This is a genomic window from Klebsiella sp. YJ, from assembly GCF_002108615.1.
GTDB classification, from domain to species: Bacteria; Pseudomonadota; Gammaproteobacteria; order Enterobacterales; family Enterobacteriaceae; genus Klebsiella; species Klebsiella planticola.
On sequence record NZ_MTEG01000028.1, the window covers coordinates 23,045 to 38,910 of the forward strand.

General features: G+C 56.7%; 13 protein-coding genes and 4 tRNA genes. 13 read left to right on the forward strand and 4 right to left on the reverse strand.

Annotation, left to right across the window (positions count from 1 at the left end; all coding sequences use genetic code 11):
• The first annotated feature begins 9 nt into the window (after nt 1-9).
• From wecB to BV390_RS24175, 13 genes are all read left to right on the forward strand, one after another.
• On the forward strand, nt 10-1,140 hold the full coding sequence (wecB, locus tag BV390_RS24115) for a non-hydrolyzing UDP-N-acetylglucosamine 2-epimerase (protein ID WP_072000056.1): 1,131 nt from the start codon (nt 10-12) through the stop codon (nt 1,138-1,140).
• Nucleotides 1,137-2,399, forward strand: coding sequence for a UDP-N-acetyl-D-mannosamine dehydrogenase (wecC, locus tag BV390_RS24120; RefSeq protein WP_032697959.1), 1,263 nt, complete (start codon nt 1,137-1,139; stop codon nt 2,397-2,399). Before wecB ends, wecC begins: the two co-directional genes overlap by 4 nt.
• A gap of 78 nt (nt 2,400-2,477) precedes the next feature.
• Nucleotides 2,478-3,152: a dTDP-4-amino-4,6-dideoxy-D-galactose acyltransferase gene (gene rffC / locus BV390_RS24125; protein ID WP_032697958.1), complete on the forward strand. Its 675-nt coding sequence runs from the start codon at nt 2,478-2,480 to the stop codon at nt 3,150-3,152.
• A 4-nt stretch (nt 3,153-3,156) separates the two neighbouring features.
• Nucleotides 3,157-4,287, forward strand: coding sequence for a dTDP-4-amino-4,6-dideoxygalactose transaminase (gene rffA / locus BV390_RS24130; protein ID WP_032690062.1), 1,131 nt, complete (start codon nt 3,157-3,159; stop codon nt 4,285-4,287).
• Between the two features lies 1 nt (nt 4,288).
• Nucleotides 4,289-5,539 (forward strand): lipid III flippase WzxE, encoded by a 1,251-nt coding sequence (gene wzxE, locus BV390_RS24135; RefSeq protein ID WP_032690046.1) that lies wholly within the window; start codon nt 4,289-4,291, stop codon nt 5,537-5,539.
• The gene (locus BV390_RS24140; RefSeq protein ID WP_032690045.1) at nt 5,536-6,615 is read left to right on the forward strand and encodes a TDP-N-acetylfucosamine:lipid II N-acetylfucosaminyltransferase; all 1,080 of its coding nucleotides are present in this window, start codon (nt 5,536-5,538) and stop codon (nt 6,613-6,615) included. Before wzxE ends, BV390_RS24140 begins: the two co-directional genes overlap by 4 nt.
• Complete coding sequence (gene wzyE / locus BV390_RS24145; RefSeq protein ID WP_032690044.1) at nt 6,612-7,961, forward strand: ECA oligosaccharide polymerase; 1,350 nt, start codon at nt 6,612-6,614, stop codon at nt 7,959-7,961. Before BV390_RS24140 ends, wzyE begins: the two co-directional genes overlap by 4 nt.
• A gap of 8 nt (nt 7,962-7,969) precedes the next feature.
• The gene (wecG, locus tag BV390_RS24150) at nt 7,970-8,710 is read left to right on the forward strand and encodes a lipopolysaccharide N-acetylmannosaminouronosyltransferase (protein ID WP_032690043.1); all 741 of its coding nucleotides are present in this window, start codon (nt 7,970-7,972) and stop codon (nt 8,708-8,710) included.
• Nucleotides 8,711-9,048: 338 nt separating this feature from the next.
• Nucleotides 9,049-10,434, forward strand: coding sequence for a bifunctional threonine/serine APC transporter ThrP (thrP, locus tag BV390_RS24155; protein ID WP_064385905.1), 1,386 nt, complete (start codon nt 9,049-9,051; stop codon nt 10,432-10,434).
• A 102-nt stretch (nt 10,435-10,536) separates the two neighbouring features.
• Nucleotides 10,537-10,613, forward strand: a tRNA-Arg gene (locus BV390_RS24160).
• Nucleotides 10,614-10,680: 67 nt separating this feature from the next.
• Nucleotides 10,681-10,756, forward strand: a tRNA-His gene (locus BV390_RS24165).
• Between the two features lie 22 nt (nt 10,757-10,778).
• A tRNA-Leu gene (locus tag BV390_RS24170) sits at nt 10,779-10,865 on the forward strand.
• A 42-nt stretch (nt 10,866-10,907) separates the two neighbouring features.
• A tRNA-Pro gene (locus tag BV390_RS24175) sits at nt 10,908-10,984 on the forward strand.
• Nucleotides 10,985-11,512: 528 nt separating this feature from the next.
• On the opposite strand, the gene hemY is transcribed toward BV390_RS24175, so the two are convergent.
• From hemY to hemC, 4 genes are read right to left on the reverse strand one after another with little or no spacing between them, the layout of a single operon-like run.
• Complete coding sequence (hemY, locus tag BV390_RS24180; protein WP_032690041.1) at nt 11,513-12,709, reverse strand: protoheme IX biogenesis protein HemY; 1,197 nt, start codon at nt 12,707-12,709, stop codon at nt 11,513-11,515.
• A 3-nt stretch (nt 12,710-12,712) separates the two neighbouring features.
• A complete protein-coding gene (gene hemX / locus BV390_RS24185; RefSeq protein ID WP_049264795.1) occupies nt 12,713-13,894 on the reverse strand; it encodes a uroporphyrinogen-III C-methyltransferase in 1,182 nt (393 codons plus the stop codon).
• A 21-nt stretch (nt 13,895-13,915) separates the two neighbouring features.
• On the reverse strand, nt 13,916-14,656 hold the full coding sequence (gene hemD, locus BV390_RS24190) for a uroporphyrinogen-III synthase (protein ID WP_032690039.1): 741 nt from the start codon (nt 14,654-14,656) through the stop codon (nt 13,916-13,918).
• Nucleotides 14,653-15,594 (reverse strand): hydroxymethylbilane synthase, encoded by a 942-nt coding sequence (gene hemC / locus BV390_RS24195; protein WP_032690038.1) that lies wholly within the window; start codon nt 15,592-15,594, stop codon nt 14,653-14,655. The genes hemD and hemC overlap by 4 nt, the downstream gene beginning before the upstream one ends.
• Nucleotides 15,595-15,866 lie beyond the last annotated feature (272 nt).

A 15,866-nucleotide genomic window follows, 5' to 3' on the forward strand; every position in this document is an offset into this window, starting at 1 on the left:
AGAATCGATGTGAAAGTACTAACGGTATTTGGCACCAGACCCGAAGCCATCAAAATGGCGCCTCTGGTTCATGCGCTGGCAAAAGATCCTCACTTTGAGGCGAAAGTGTGCGTAACCGCCCAGCATCGGGAGATGCTCGACCAGGTGTTGAAACTTTTTTCTATTGTGCCGGATTACGACCTCAATATTATGCAGCCAGGTCAGGGCCTGACGGAAATCACCTGTCGTATCCTCGAGGGGCTGAAACCGGTCCTGGAGTCATTTAAGCCGGACGTCGTGCTGGTGCATGGCGATACCACGACGACGATGGCCGCGAGCCTGGCCGCTTTCTACCAACGAATCCCGGTGGGGCACGTTGAGGCGGGACTGCGGACCGGCGATCTGAGCTCGCCGTGGCCGGAAGAAGGGAACCGTACGCTGACCGGGCATCTGGCAACGTACCACTTTGCCCCGACAGAGACCTCGCGGCAAAATCTGCTGCGCGAAAATATCACCGATGACCATATCACGGTCACCGGCAACACGGTCATTGATGCATTGTTCTGGGTTCGCGATCGGGTGCTGGGCGATGAGGCTCTGCGTAGCGCACTGATGCAGCGCTATCCTTTCCTGGCGAACGGCAAGAAGATGATTCTGGTCACCGGCCACCGCCGGGAAAGCTTTGGCCGCGGGTTTGAGCAAATTTGCCACGCGCTGGCAGAAATCGCTGCCAGCAATCCCGATGTCCAGATTGTGTATCCGGTGCACCTGAACCCGAACGTCAGCGAGCCGGTGAACCGTATTCTCGGTCATATCGATAACGTGATGTTAATTGAACCGCAGGATTATCTGCCGTTTGTCTGGTTGATGGATCGCGCATGGCTGATCCTCACCGACTCCGGCGGTATTCAGGAGGAGGCGCCATCGTTAGGGAAGCCGGTACTGGTGATGCGTGAAATGACGGAACGCCCGGAGGCGATTGCCGCAGGTACCGTGCGTCTGGTCGGGACCGACAGCCAGCGTATCGTCGCTGAAGTGACGCATCTGCTGCAGGATGATGCCGCGTATCAGGCAATGAGCCGGGCGCATAATCCCTACGGCGATGGTCAGGCATGTCGCCGTATTTTGTCCGCACTTAAAAATAATCAGGTAACGCTATGAGTTTTTCTACCATTTCAGTGATTGGCCTTGGATATATCGGCCTGCCAACCGCTGCCGCGTTCGCCTCCCGGCAAAAGCGGGTGGTCGGCGTTGATATCAATCAACATGCCGTGGAGACCATTAACCGTGGCGAGATTCATATCGTAGAGCCGGATCTGGCGAGCGTGGTCAAAACGGCGGTTGAGCAGGGCTATTTATGTGCGACGACCGAGCCGGTTGCGGCGGATGCGTACCTGATTGCCGTACCCACCCCGTTCAAAGATCTGCATGAACCGGATATGGTCTTCGTCGAGGCGGCGGCAAAATCCATTGCGCCAGTGCTGAAGAAGGGGGCGCTGGTGATTCTGGAGTCTACCTCTCCGGTGGGTTCGACGGAGCAAATGGCCGCCTGGCTCGCTGAAATGCGCCCGGACCTGAGCTTCCCGCAGCAGGTTGGTGAAGCGGCGGATGTCAATATTGCCTACTGCCCGGAGCGCGTGTTGCCAGGTCAGGTAATGGTCGAGCTGATTAAAAACGACCGCGTCATCGGCGGTATGTCGCCGGTTTGCTCCGCCCGCGCCAGCGAGCTGTATAAAATTTTTCTCGAAGGCGAATGCGTGGTCACCAACTCCCGCACCGCTGAGATGTGTAAGCTGACCGAAAACAGCTTCCGCGACGTTAACATTGCGTTTGCGAACGAGCTGTCGCTGATCTGCGCTGAGCAGGGCATTAACGTCTGGGAGCTGATTCGCCTGGCAAACCGTCATCCGCGCGTGAATATCCTGCAGCCGGGACCTGGGGTAGGAGGGCACTGCATCGCAGTCGACCCGTGGTTCATCGTGGCGCAAAACCCGCAACAGGCGCGGCTGATTCGCACCGCCCGTGAAGTTAACGACCATAAACCTGACTGGGTTATCGAGCAGGTCAAAGCCCGGGTCGCCGATTGTCTGGCCGCCAGTAATAAACGCGCCAGTGAGTTGAAGGTCGCCTGTTTTGGCCTGGCTTTTAAGCCGAATATCGACGATCTGCGCGAAAGCCCGGCGATGTCTATCGCTATGCAAATCGCCCGCTGGCACAGCGGTGAAACGCTGGTTGTGGAACCCAATATTCACCAGCTACCGGCGAAACTTGACGGCCTGTGTACGCTGGCCTTGCTGGATGACGCACTGGCGAACGCCGATGTGCTGGTGATGCTGGTTGACCATCACGAGTTTAAAGCCATCAGCGGCGATAGCGTGACGCAGGATTATATTGTCGATACCAAAGGGGTGTGGCGGTGAGAACGGTTCTGGTCATCGGCGCAAGCCTGTGTTTTATGCCAGCTTCTGGCCGTGACCAATCTAACCAGGATACCTTCCATGTCTCTCCACGCCAGTATTGAACCCCTGGAGTGGGAAAATCGCTTCTTCGGCATCCAGAGCGCGATTGTGCGCTTTCGCGATGACGCCCCGCAGCTGACCGCTCAGGCGCTGGCCGGCTGGACGCGTTTGCAGGCGAAGATTGCGGCGGATGATGGCGTGCGGCTGGATGCGCTACAGCAGCTGGGTTTCCAGCTGGTGGAAGGCGAAGTCGATCTGGCACTGCCGGTCGGTCGGTCTGCCGACGCGGGCTGTGAAGTGGCTACGCCGGCAGAGATTCCACGACTGCGCGAGCTGGCGGCACAGGCCTTTGCGCAAAGTCGCTTCCGCGCTCCCTGGTATGCCGCAGATGCCAGCGGCCGTTTCTACGCCCAGTGGATTGAAAACGCGGTGCGGGGGACGTTCGATAACCAGTGTCTGATTTTTCGCGCTGCCGATGGCGACATTCGCGCTTTTGTTTCACTGCGTCAGCTCAATGAGACGGATGCCCGCATCGGCCTGCTGGCCGGTCGCGGCGCGGGTGCTGAACTGATGCAGGCCGCACGGCATTGGGCCGAACTCCGCGGGCTGTCTACACTGCGGGTGGCAACCCAGATGGGGAACACCGCCGCGCTTAAACGTTATATTCTCAGCGGTGCGAATGTGGAAAACACCGCGTACTGGTTATACAGGTGACATGATGATTCCATTTAACGCACCGCCGGTGGTGGGAACCGAGCTTGATTATATGCAATCCGCGATGGACAGCGGAAAACTGTGCGGCGACGGCGGATTTACCCGCCGCTGCCAGCAGTGGATGGAGCAGCGGTTTGGGACTGCGAAAGCACTGTTGACGCCTTCCTGCACCGCTTCGCTGGAAATGGCGGCGCTGCTGCTGGATATCCAGCCGGGCGATGAAGTGATTATGCCGAGCTATACCTTCGTCTCAACCGCCAACGCCTTTGTGTTGCGCGGGGCAAAAATCGTCTTTGTCGATATTCGTCGCGATACGATGAATATCGATGAAACCAAAATTGAAGCGGCGATCGGTGAGAAAACCCGCGCCATTGTACCGGTACACTATGCCGGCGTGGCCTGTGAGATGGACACCATCATGGCCCTTGCCAGCAAGTACAATCTGTTCGTGGTGGAAGATGCCGCGCAGGGTGTCATGTCGACTTACAAAGGGCGAGCGCTGGGCACAATCGGGCATATCGGCTGTTTCAGTTTCCATGAAACCAAAAACTATACCGCCGGCGGTGAAGGTGGCGCGACGCTGATTAACGATCGTAAGTTGATCGAACGTGCGGAAATTATCCGCGAAAAAGGGACCAACCGTAGCCAGTTCTTCCGCGGGCTGGTGGATAAATACACCTGGCGCGATATCGGCTCCAGCTATCTGATGTCTGACCTGCAGGCGGCATACCTGTGGGCGCAGCTGGAAGCGGCGGAACAGATTAACCAGCAACGTTTAACGCTCTGGCAGCGCTATTACGATGCGTTGCTGCCACTGGCACGGGCTGGTCGCATCGATCTGCCGGTGATTCCGGCCGACTGCGGACACAACGCGCACATGTTTTATATTAAGCTGCGCGATATTGACGATCGCAGTAACCTGATCGCCTGGCTAAAAGAGGCGGAAATTCTGGCGGTGTTCCACTACATCCCGCTGCATAGCTGCCCGGCGGGAGAGCACTTTGGCGAGTTCCGCGGTGACGATCGTCATACCACCCAGGAGAGCGAGCGCCTGCTGCGCCTGCCGCTGTTCTATAACCTGTCGTCAGCCAATCAGCGTACGGTGATTAATTCGCTGCTGAGTTATTTCTCCTGATATGTCGCTGGCTAAAGCTTCACTGTGGACCGCCGCGTCCACGCTGGTCAAAATTGGGGCCGGACTGCTGGTGGTTAAACTACTGGCTGTCTCCTTTGGCCCGGCAGGGGTTGGTCAGGCCGGTAACTTTCGCCAGCTGGTGACCGTGCTTGGCGTACTGGCGGGCGCCGGTATTTTCAACGGTGTCACCAAACTGGTCGCACAGCATCATGACGATCGCCAGCAGCTGAATAAGGTCGTCGGCACCTCCTCAGCAATGGTGCTTGGCTTCTCAACGCTGCTGGCGCTGGTCTTTCTGCTGGCGGCCGCGCCGGTCAGCCAGGGGCTGTTCGGCCATACGCACTATCAGGGGCTGGTGCAACTGGTGGCGCTGGTACAGATGGGCATTGCCTGGGCAAACCTGCTGCTGGCCTTGATGAAAGGTTTTCGCGATGCGGCGGGCAATGCCCTGTCGCTGATCGCCGGTAGCCTGATTGGCGTCGTGGCCTATTACGCCTGCTATCGCTTCGCGGGCTACCAGGGGGCGCTGCTCGGGCTGGCGCTGGTGCCGGCGCTGGTGGTGATCCCGGCGGCAATCGTGCTATGGCGGCGCGGGACAATCCCGCTCAGCGCGCTGCGTCCGCGCTGGGATAACGGCCTCGCGGGGCAGCTTTCCAAATTTACCCTGATGGCGCTGATTACCTCGGTGACGCTGCCGGTGGCTTACGTGATGATGCGTAACCTGCTGGCGGAGCATTATGGCTGGGAGGCGGTAGGGATCTGGCAAGGGGTCAGCAGCATTTCCGATGCCTACCTGCAGTTTATCACCGCATCGTTTAGCGTCTATCTGCTGCCTACGCTCTCCCGATTGACGGCCAAATCAGAGATTACCCGTGAGATCGGCAAATCATTAAAATTTGTCCTTCCGGCGGTGGCGGTGGCGAGCTTAACCGTCTGGCTACTGCGCGACTTTGCCATCTGGCTGCTGTTTTCCGACCGCTTTACGGCGATGCGCGACCTGTTTGCCTGGCAACTGGTCGGCGATGTGCTGAAGGTCGGCGCCTATGTTTATGGCTATCTGGTGATTGCGAAAGCGTCGCTGCGTTTTTATATACTAACGGAAATCAGCCAGTTCACGCTGTTGACCGCATTCTCGCACTGGCTGATCCCGGCGCATGGCGCGATTGGCGCAGCGCAGGCGTATATGGCTACGTATATTGTTTATTTCGCCCTTTGTAGTGGCGTGTTTTTACTCTGGCGTAAACGGGCATGACAGCACTGATACATGTACTGGGATCGGATATCCCGCACCACAACCAGACCGTTTTACGGTTCTTTAATGACGAGCTGGCCGCCCATGACGAGCAGGCGCGTAGGTTTATGGTCGTCGGTGATGCAACAGGAGTGCGCGAGGCCTACCCGGCATTATCTGTCACCTGTTATCCCGGAAAAAAATCCCTGGCGCAGGCGGTGATAACTCTGGCAAAAGCCGATCGCCGACAGCGCTTTTTCTTCCACGGCCAGTTTAATACCGGGCTGTGGCTGGCGCTGCTAAGCGGGGGGATTCGTCCTGCCCAGTTTAACTGGCATATCTGGGGGGCCGACCTGTATGAAAATTCGTCCAGCCTGAAGTTTCGCCTGTTCTATCCGCTGCGGCGCCTTGCCCAGAGTCGGGTCGGGCGCGTTTTTGCCACCCGGGGCGATCTCAGCTGGTTCGCTCGCCGTCATCCGCGCGTGCCCGGAGAACTGCTCTATTTTCCGACGCGCATGGATCCGGCGCTTAATTCGCTGGCCGAGAGCGCACCGCGTGCCGAGACGCTGACGATTCTGGTCGGGAACTCGGGTGACCGCAGTAATGAGCATATTGCGGCGCTGCGTGCTATCCATCAGCAATTTGGCGATACGGTAAACGTGATCGTGCCGATGGGGTATCCGGAAAATAATACGGACTATATTAACGAGGTCCGTGAAGCGGGCGCTGCGCTGTTTAGCGCCACCCACCTGCAGATTCTCAGTGAGAAGCTGGCGTTTCCTGATTATCTGAATCTGCTGCGCCGCTGCGATCTGGGCTATTTCCTGTTTGCTCGCCAGCAGGGCATCGGGACACTATGTTTATTAATTCAGGCAGGGATACCCTGTGTGCTGAACCGGGAAAACCCGTTCTGGCAGGATATGACGGAGCAGAATATTCCGGTGCTGTTTACCGGCGATGCGCTGGATGTTGACGTAGTGCGTGAAGCCCAGCGTCAGCTGGCGAGCGTTGATAAGAACCAGATTGCTTTCTTCCGGCCGAACTACCTGGCGGGCTGGCAGCAGGCATTGCAGATTGCCGCGGGGGTCAACGCATGACATTAATGCAATTTTGCGGGCTGCTGGTGGTCTGGCTGCTGTCAACGCTGTTTATCGCCACCGCGACGTATTTTGAGTTTCGCCGCGTGCGCTTTAACTTCAATGTGTTCTTCTCGTTGTTGTTTCTGCTGACCTTCTTCTTTGGTTTCCCGCTGACCAGTATCCTGGTGTTCCGCTTTGATGTCAGCGTTGCTCCGCCGGACGTGTTGCTGCAAACCTTGCTGGTGTCGGTCTGTTTCTATGCGGTCTATTACGTGACCTATAAAACGCGTCTGCGTTCGGCCACGCACGACAGCCAGCGACGGCCACTATTTACGATGAACCGCGTGGAAACGCATCTGGCATGGATCATTCTGCTGGGCGTAGCGCTGCTGTGCGTCGGGATTTTCTTTGCCCACAATGGCTTCCTGCTGTTTAAGCTCAACTCTTACAGTCAGATCTTCTCTGCCGAAGTCTCCGGCGTGGCGCTGAAGCGCTTTTTCTATTTCTTTATCCCGGCGATGCTGGTGGTCTATTTCCTGCGCCAGGATTATAAGGCGTGGATATTCTTCCTGCTCAGCACCGTGGCGTTTGGGCTGTTGACCTATGCCATTGTCGGCGGTACCCGCGCGAATATCATTATCGCTTTCGCCATTTTCCTGTTTATCGGCATTATTCGCGGCTGGATCAGCCTGTGGATGCTGGCGGCGGCTGGCGTCCTGGGTATTGTGGGAATGTTCTGGCTGGCGCTTAAGCGCTATGGCATGAACGTCAGCGGCGATGAAGCGTTTTATACCTTCCTCTATCTGACCCGCGATACGTTTTCGCCGTGGGAGAATCTGGCGCTGCTGCTGCAAAACTACGACAAGATAGCCTTCCAGGGGCTGGCGCCGATGATCAGGGATTTCTACGTCTTTATCCCCAGCTGGATGTGGCATAGCCGACCGTCGATGGTGCTCAATACCGCTAACTACTTTACCTGGGAAGTGCTGAATAACCACTCCGGCCTGGCTATCTCGCCGACGCTGATCGGCTCGCTGGTGGTGATGGGGGGGATCTGGTTTGTTCCGCTGGGCGCGGTGGCGGTCGGACTGATTATCAAATGGTTCGACTGGCTGTATGAGCTGGGTAACCGCGAGAGTAACCGTTATAAAGCGGCTATCCTGCACAGTTTCTGTTTTGGCGCTATCTTCAACATGATAGTGCTGGCGCGCGAAGGGCTGGACTCATTTGGCTCCCGCGTGGTGTTTTTCCTCGTGATCTTTGGTATCTGCTTACTGGCGGCGAAATTGCTGTACTGGTTCCTGGATAGCGCGGGACTGATTCACCGGCGGGTTAAACCGCTTTCGCAACCTCAGGTCAGATAAGGATGGACATGACTGAGACTATTTCTGCGCCGTTGTATCTGCTGAGAGGGTTACAACTCATTGGTTGGCGCAATATGCAGCACGCGCTGGACTATTTGTATGCGGACGGCACTATCCGCCAGGGAACGCTGGTGGCGATCAACGCAGAGAAGATGCTGGCGGTTGAGGATAATCCTGACGTACGGGCACTGATTGAAGCCGCAGAGTTTAAATATGCCGATGGCATCAGCGTCGTGCGCTCACTGCGTAAAAAATACCCTCAGGCTCAGGTTTCGCGCGTGGCGGGCGCTGACCTCTGGGAAGCGCTGATGGAACGGGCGGGCGCACAGGGGACCCCGGTCTTCCTGGTTGGCGGCAAGCCGGAGGTGCTGGCACAGACGGAGGCGCAGCTGCGTGCCCGCTGGAAGGTCAATATTGTCGGCAGTCAGGATGGGTATTTCGCTGCCGATCGACGCCAGGCGTTGTTTGAGCGTATTCGCGATAGCGGTGCGAAAATCGTAACCGTGGCGATGGGATCGCCGCGTCAGGAGATCCTGATGCGCGACTGCCGGGAGGTCTATCCGCAGGCGCTGTATATGGGGGTTGGCGGCACCTACGATGTTTTCACCGGCCATGTCCACCGGGCGCCAAAATTCTGGCAAAACCTGGGTCTGGAGTGGTTCTATCGTTTGGTCTCTCAGCCGAGTCGGATTAAAAGACAGATTCGCCTGCTGCGATATTTACGTTGGTATTATACCGGTCAGCTCTGATATTCCACTGCAAACTGGCGAGTTTACGTACGTATTGTGTTTACTACTGTCACTCGCCTGATACTTTATTTGCCATTTCCTGAAAATTCATTAACCATTCGCATGCTTAATGCACGGCGGGCAGCGTGTGCCGTCGTGCAGGCAAGGACATTTCCTTTCATTCATTAATAAAAATAACCGGTATATGGGCAAGACCATTCGCGGGTCGCGCCATGGCAAACCTGTCACTCCCGACGGCATGAATCGCTGTGCTACGGGTGGGGTGAGGTCGGCCCTCAGGCGTGCCGCTCAATGGACGAGGAACAAAAACCGGAAGCAGGGCAAACACAAGAGGTTATATGACAGAGAAAAAAGCGGAACTCCAGCGCGGACTGGAGGCCAGACACATTGAGCTTATCGCCCTTGGCGGGACGATTGGCGTGGGTTTGTTTATGGGGGCAGCAAGCACGCTGAAATGGGCCGGTCCTTCGGTCCTGCTGGCGTATATTATCGCCGGTTTATTTGTCTTCTTTATCATGCGCTCGATGGGCGAAATGCTGTTCCTTGAGCCGGTGACCGGTTCATTCGCCGTTTACGCGCACCGCTATATGAGCCCGTTTTTCGGCTATCTTACCGCCTGGTCATATTGGTTTATGTGGATGGCGGTCGGGATCTCGGAGATTACGGCCATCGGGGTGTATGTGCAGTTCTGGTTCCCGGATATGGCGCAGTGGATACCGGCGCTTATTGCCGTCGGGCTGGTGGCGCTGGCAAACCTGGCCGCAGTACGCCTGTATGGTGAGATCGAATTCTGGTTCGCGATGATTAAAGTCACCACCATTATCGTGATGATCGTCGTCGGGCTGGGGGTGATCTTCTTTGGTTTTGGCAACGGCGGGTACTCCATCGGATTTGGCAATCTGACCGAACACGGGGGCTTTTTCGCCGGCGGCTGGAAAGGATTCCTGACGGCGCTGTGTATCGTGGTGGCCTCTTATCAGGGGGTTGAACTTATCGGCATCACCGCCGGTGAGGCGAAGAATCCGCAGGTCACGCTGCGCAGTGCGGTGGGCAAGGTCCTGTGGCGTATCCTGATTTTTTATGTGGGCGCGATTTTCGTGATTGTCACGATTTTCCCGTGGAATCAAATTGGTTCCGGCGGCAGCCCGTTCGTTCTGACCTTTGCGAAAATCGGTATTACTGCGGCGGCGGGTATTATCAACTTTGTGGTGCTGACGGCGGCGCTTTCCGGCTGTAATAGCGGGATGTACAGCTGCGGTCGTATGCTCTACGCGCTGGCGCGCAACCGGCAACTGCCTGCGGCAATGGCGAAAGTTTCGCGCAATGGCGTGCCGGCCGTGGGCGTCGCGCTGTCGATTCTGATTCTGCTGATTGGCTCCTGTCTGAACTATATTATTCCCAACCCGCAGCGGGTCTTCGTCTATGTTTACAGTGCCAGCGTATTGCCGGGTATGGTGCCGTGGTTTGTGATTCTGATTAGTCAGCTGCGTTTTCGTCGTGCGCATCAGGAGGAGATGGCCAGCCACCCGTTCCGTTCGCTGCTGTTCCCGTGGGCCAACTATTTCACGATGGCGTTTCTGGTTTGTGTGCTGATAGGTATGGGCTTTAATGACGACACCCGTATGTCGCTGTTCGTCGGAATACTTTTCCTGGCCCTCGTGACGCTTATTTATAAGGCGTTTGGTCTCGGTCGACATGGAAATGTCGATAAAACGACGGAATAAACGCCAAAGTGCACAAAGCGTGACCAAACAGAAATTTTATTTAAAAAGGCACTAGACAGCGGGGGGGGAAGTCCGTATTATCCGACCCCGCAACGGCGCTAAGCGCCCGTAGCTCAGCTGGATAGAGCGCTGCCCTCCGGAGGCAGAGGTCTCAGGTTCGAATCCTGTCGGGCGCACCATTTAACCCGGTGCTTGAGCTGCGGTGGACTGTTAATTTAACAGTGCCGCGTGAAAAGATTTGCAGTGGTGGCTATAGCTCAGTTGGTAGAGCCCTGGATTGTGATTCCAGTTGTCGTGGGTTCGAATCCCATTAGCCACCCCATTATTTGATAGAGTTGTGAAATGCGAAGGTGGCGGAATTGGTAGACGCGCTAGCTTCAGGTGTTAGTGTTCTTACGGACGTGGGGGTTCAAGTCCCCCCCCTCGCACCACGACTTTAACGAATTGAACTAAAAATTCAAAAAGCAGTACATCGGCGAGTAGCGCAGCTTGGTAGCGCAACTGGTTTGGGACCAGTGGGTCGGAGGTTCGAATCCTCTCTCGCCGACCAATTTTGAACCCCGCTTCGGCGGGGTTTTTTGTTTTCTGCCGTAGCGCGACAATCTTCTATCTCCCTGATCCCCCGAATAAAAAACGGCTATCCGTGCGCTATGCGAACGCGTAATTTCGTGCCCGGAATCCTCCCAATTTACCGCTGTGGCTGATGCAATTTCCACGGAACCTGTGCGATAATAAACGGGTAGATGCTCATTCCATCTCTTATGTTCGCCCTCGTGCCTCATAAACTCAGGAATGATGCAGAGCCGTTTACGGTGCTTATCGTCCACTGACAGATGTCGCGTTTATACGCACGTTCTTCACGCTACTTCGACGTAGCTTGAGAGATACAGCGTACCGTCTCATCAAACACCATGGACATAACGTTGAGTGAAGCACCCAATTTGTTGTCAAACAGACCTGTTTTAACGCCTGCCCTGGTTTCAGTGCAGGCGTTTTTTTATGTCGCAACGGTATGAGCAGAAGAGGGCGAAAAGAAGCGCGCTATCGCCTCTGGAAGAGACGATAGCGGAAAGGCAGGTTAAGGCTGAGGATTGTTCTGTAGCGTTAGCAGCAGGCCATCACGGCGCATTAATGCCGCTTCTTCTGGCTGATGCATACGGTCGAGCGTATCGGCCAGCCATGCATAATCAAAGGCATCCGGGCGCTGTTTCAGCGCAGCACGGAACGCGATGCTGGCCTCCTGCCACTCGCCGTGGCGCATCAGGGATTGCCCCAGCGTGCTCCACAGTAAAGGCCGATCGCCGACCGATTTAATCTGCTGACGCAGCACTTTTTCCAGCTGCTCCGGATTATTCGTCTTCAGGCGCGGAATAAGCATCACCAGGCGGTCATCATACTGCTTCTTCAGTCCGTCGATAATAATCTGCTGCGCGGTATCGTGATCGTCGCTCTCGATGAGCAGACTGGCCATCGCCACCTGCAGAGGCACCTGGCTGCGAGTTTTGCGGTTCTGGTTTTTCCACCACTCACGTAATCCATCGCTTCCGCGATCGGCCAGGGTCTGGTCCATCAAGCCAATCCAGGCCTGCTGCTCCAGCGCGGCGCGGTGCTCTTCATCGCTGACGTTGGCTTTTGCCATTGACGGCAGGATATCCAGCAGTGAATTCCACGCGCCGGTGCGGGTATAGGCCTGTTCGGCCAGACGCAAGACTTCCGGATGCCGTGGGGTAATCTCCAGCAGCTTATCAATGCCGTGGCGGGCCGCATGGTTTTCATTGCGGGCCAGCTGCAGGCGCACGCGCGCGATCTCGACCGGAATCAAATCGTCTCCGGCCAGCTCCGTGGCGCGCTCCAGATGCTGATTCGCCCGGGCTTCATCACCACGCTGCTGGGCCGCTTCCGCCGCCAGCAGATAGTTCACCACCGGTTGCTCGGCATGATCGGCGTTCTTCGCCATCAGCTTCTCAACCTGCTGATAGTCGCCTTCCGCCAGCTTGAGTAGCGCCTGTTCGGTTTGCTTACGTGCGCGACGGCGTTTGCGGCCCACGAACCAGCCGCGGGTATGGGCGCCGGTACGGAAAATACGGCGGAACAGCCATTCAATCGCAAACAGTACCACCATGGTGAGGATCATGATGATCGCCAGCCCGGTTACGCTGGTTTCGATATTGTAGTTATCGGTCTGGATCAGCACGTAGCCCTGGTGCCCGGAGATAATCGGGCCGACAACGATCCCGGCGATCAGCAGTGCGAAGAGTAAGAGAATTTTCAGCATGCGTTACTCTCCTTGTGGCGCAGGTGCAGGTGCAGGTGCAGGCGCAGGGGGCGTCGGCGCACTGCTCTGGGTCACGGCAGGCTGCGCCATCAGGTTGCGTACCCGCGTTTGCATCAGCTTCTCAAGAATGGCCTGACTTTGCAGATTTTCCGGTACATTCATTGTGATGCTTTGCTGACTCAGCTTATCGACATCTTCCAGAAACGCCCTGGTGGTGGCATCTTCCGTGTCGTAATAGGCGCGAACCCAGGTGGACACATTATCCAGCGCTTGTTTGTATGTCTCTTCCTGATGGCGCGGTACCGCTTGTGCCGCAACCAGCAGGCGGGAGCGAATATTTTCGCGCAGGTAGATGTCCTGGTTTGGCGCCAGCAGCGGGACTGCCGTTTCGTCGCGGCGACGAATGGTAATAAAGCTGTCCATAAAGCTCTGCCAGCTCTTTTGCAGATTCACGCGCCATTCGCCAATAGAGCTGGAGAGCTCTTCGCTGTCGGAATCCATCGGGGAGTCGTCATCGTTATTGTCGGCAAGGCGCAGATTATCAATCTGGTTAGCAAGCTGGTTGACCTTGAGGATGATACCGTCGTAGTCGACCTGGCTGACGGCCGACAGCGACGCGATATCGTCGGTAATGGCGCGGCGGGCGCTAATCAGACTCGGATCGTTCATATCGGCGAGGCTGGCATCGGCGCTTTTTAACAGCGCCGCGGCGGTGGTGACGTCCCGATCGCTCCACAGCTTACGCCCGGCCGATTTGACCAGAAAATCAGCCTGCGCCAGCAGCCAGGTTTTGGCATCGCTGCCGGAAATGACGGCCACTTTTTGCTGCACGTCTTCCAGCTGCTTCGCCAGCGTCTCCTGCTGATGCTTCGCTTCGGTTAGCTGGTCCGCCTGCTGCTTGATAATACCTTCGAGTTCATTTTTTTGGCTTTCTTGCGCTTTTTGCAGCTCCGCCACCCGATCGGCGAGCGCCGTGCTGGTCTCGTTCTGCCGTGATACTTGCTGTTTATTTAAACCAAACAGGCCGACGCCAGCGGCGAGGGCAATGGCGATAGCCACCGCGCTCAGAACGAGGCTGGTTTTATTACCGCCGTTTTTCTTTCCGGTATTCTCTGGCTGTGGCGCTTTGTCCACGGCCTCCCTGGTCTCTTCAACCACGGCGGATTGGTTTTGTTGTTCCGTCATTATGGCTTCCAATGTTGAGAGTTATTGTAATGCGCGTAGCAGCGCATCGTTGTCGGCGCTATCGGCAACCTGGATATCCTGCCAGCCCAATTCACGGGCCTGCCGGGCCAGGCGTTCACTGACAACTAAAATGCGACAGCGAAGGAGCCACCGTTCGCGATACCATTGGGGTATCAGCGCCCAAAGCTGTTGCAGCATCTCGCCGCTGGTGACGACCAGCGTAGTGACGCCGCGGGACTGCCAGCGCATTGCTTCTTCTGCGCCATCGTAATGCTTTGCACTACGTTGATAGCATTCACAAAAAGTGACGTCGGCGCCGCGCTCGCGGAGCGTTTCGCCTAATAATTCCCGCCCGCCGTTACCGCGAAGAAGAAGGGCTTTCTTCCCGGCAATGTTTTGTAATTCAGGTAATTGTAGCAAGACTTCGCTAATTTCCCGATCTAATGGGTAGCGAATATTCTGTCCACTGACCGTATGCAGGGCCAGCGCCGTAGTGCGGCCAATCGCAAAATAGCCGGGTGCTTTCGGCCAGCGTTGGCCCAGTTGATGCAGGCGAGCATGGGCAAACTCTACCGCATGCTGCGAGAGCGCAAACAAAAGATCGCCCGCGGATAAGGCGGCCAGCTGACCGCTTAGCGCAGGCAGTTCGCGTCCAGGGGTAAACTCGATGAGTGGAAAACTCCAGGCCACATGTCCTAGCGCGCGCAGGCGGCTGACCAGCTCTTCACTTTGGGGCAACGGACGGGTGACCAGGATACTCATCGAGGGGCTTCTCCTGCATAAACGGCGGCGAGAATGTCGCGGGCGCCGCTATCCAGCAGCTCTTCCGCCAGCGAGACGCCGAGACGCTCGGCATCTTCCGGCTGGCCGCGTCGTTCACCGCGCACCACCTGCGAACCGTCCGGCGCACCGACCAGCGCGCGCAGCCACAGCTCACCGTTAATCAGCTCAGCGTAGCTGCCGATCGGAACCTGACAGCCGCCTTCCAGCCGGGTATTCATCGCCCGTTCCGCGCGGACTCGGATGGCGGTTTCCGTATGATTCAGCGGTGCTAACAGGGTTTGCGTCCATTGATCGTCAAGGCGACATTCAATACCGACCGCCCCCTGGCCGACCGCGGGCAGAGACTGCTCCGGCGTTAACGGTTGACGAATACGCGACTCCAGCCCCAGGCGTTTCAACCCGGCGGCCGCCAGAATAATCGCATCATATTCGCCGCTATCGAGTTTGCCGAGGCGGGTCCCCACGTTACCGCGCAGAGAGCGGATCTGCAGGTCGGGACGTTGGGCTGCCAGCTGGCACTGGCGGCGTAAACTGGAAGTGCCAACGATGCTGCCGTGCGGCAACGCATCGATTGACGCATAGCGATTAGAGACGAAGGCGTCGCGCGGATCTTCGCGCTCGCAAATCGTGACCAGCCCCAGTCCCTCGGGAAACTCGACGGGAACATCTTTCATGGAATGCACGGCGATATCCGCGCGCCCTTCGATAATGGCCAGTTCTAATTCTTTGACAAACAAGCCCTTGCCGCCCACTTTTGCCAGCGGAGTATCAAGGAGCACGTCGCCGCGAGTGACCATCGGCACCAGTTCCACCGCCAGCCCAGGATGGCAGGACTCAAGGCGCTCTTTCACATAATGCGCCTGCCATAGCGCAAGTGGGCTTTGCCGTGTGGCAATTCTCAAAACTTTGTCTAACATGCTTGTTACCGTCATTGTCGACCACAAACTATCCTAACATTGTTGCCTTATGGATGTTAGTTTTGTGGGATTAGGGGGGCGGCTGTTTCGTTTTTTGCGTTATTTGCGTTTGGTGCCATTGCGGTTGCCACAACCGTAGTGAGGAATTTACACGCAGTAAACGGTGCTACACTTGTATGTAGCGCATCTTTCTTTACGGTCAATGAGCAAGGTGTTAGATTGATCACGTTTTAAACCATTTGTCCGTCAGCAGCTCATCACAACCACACCGA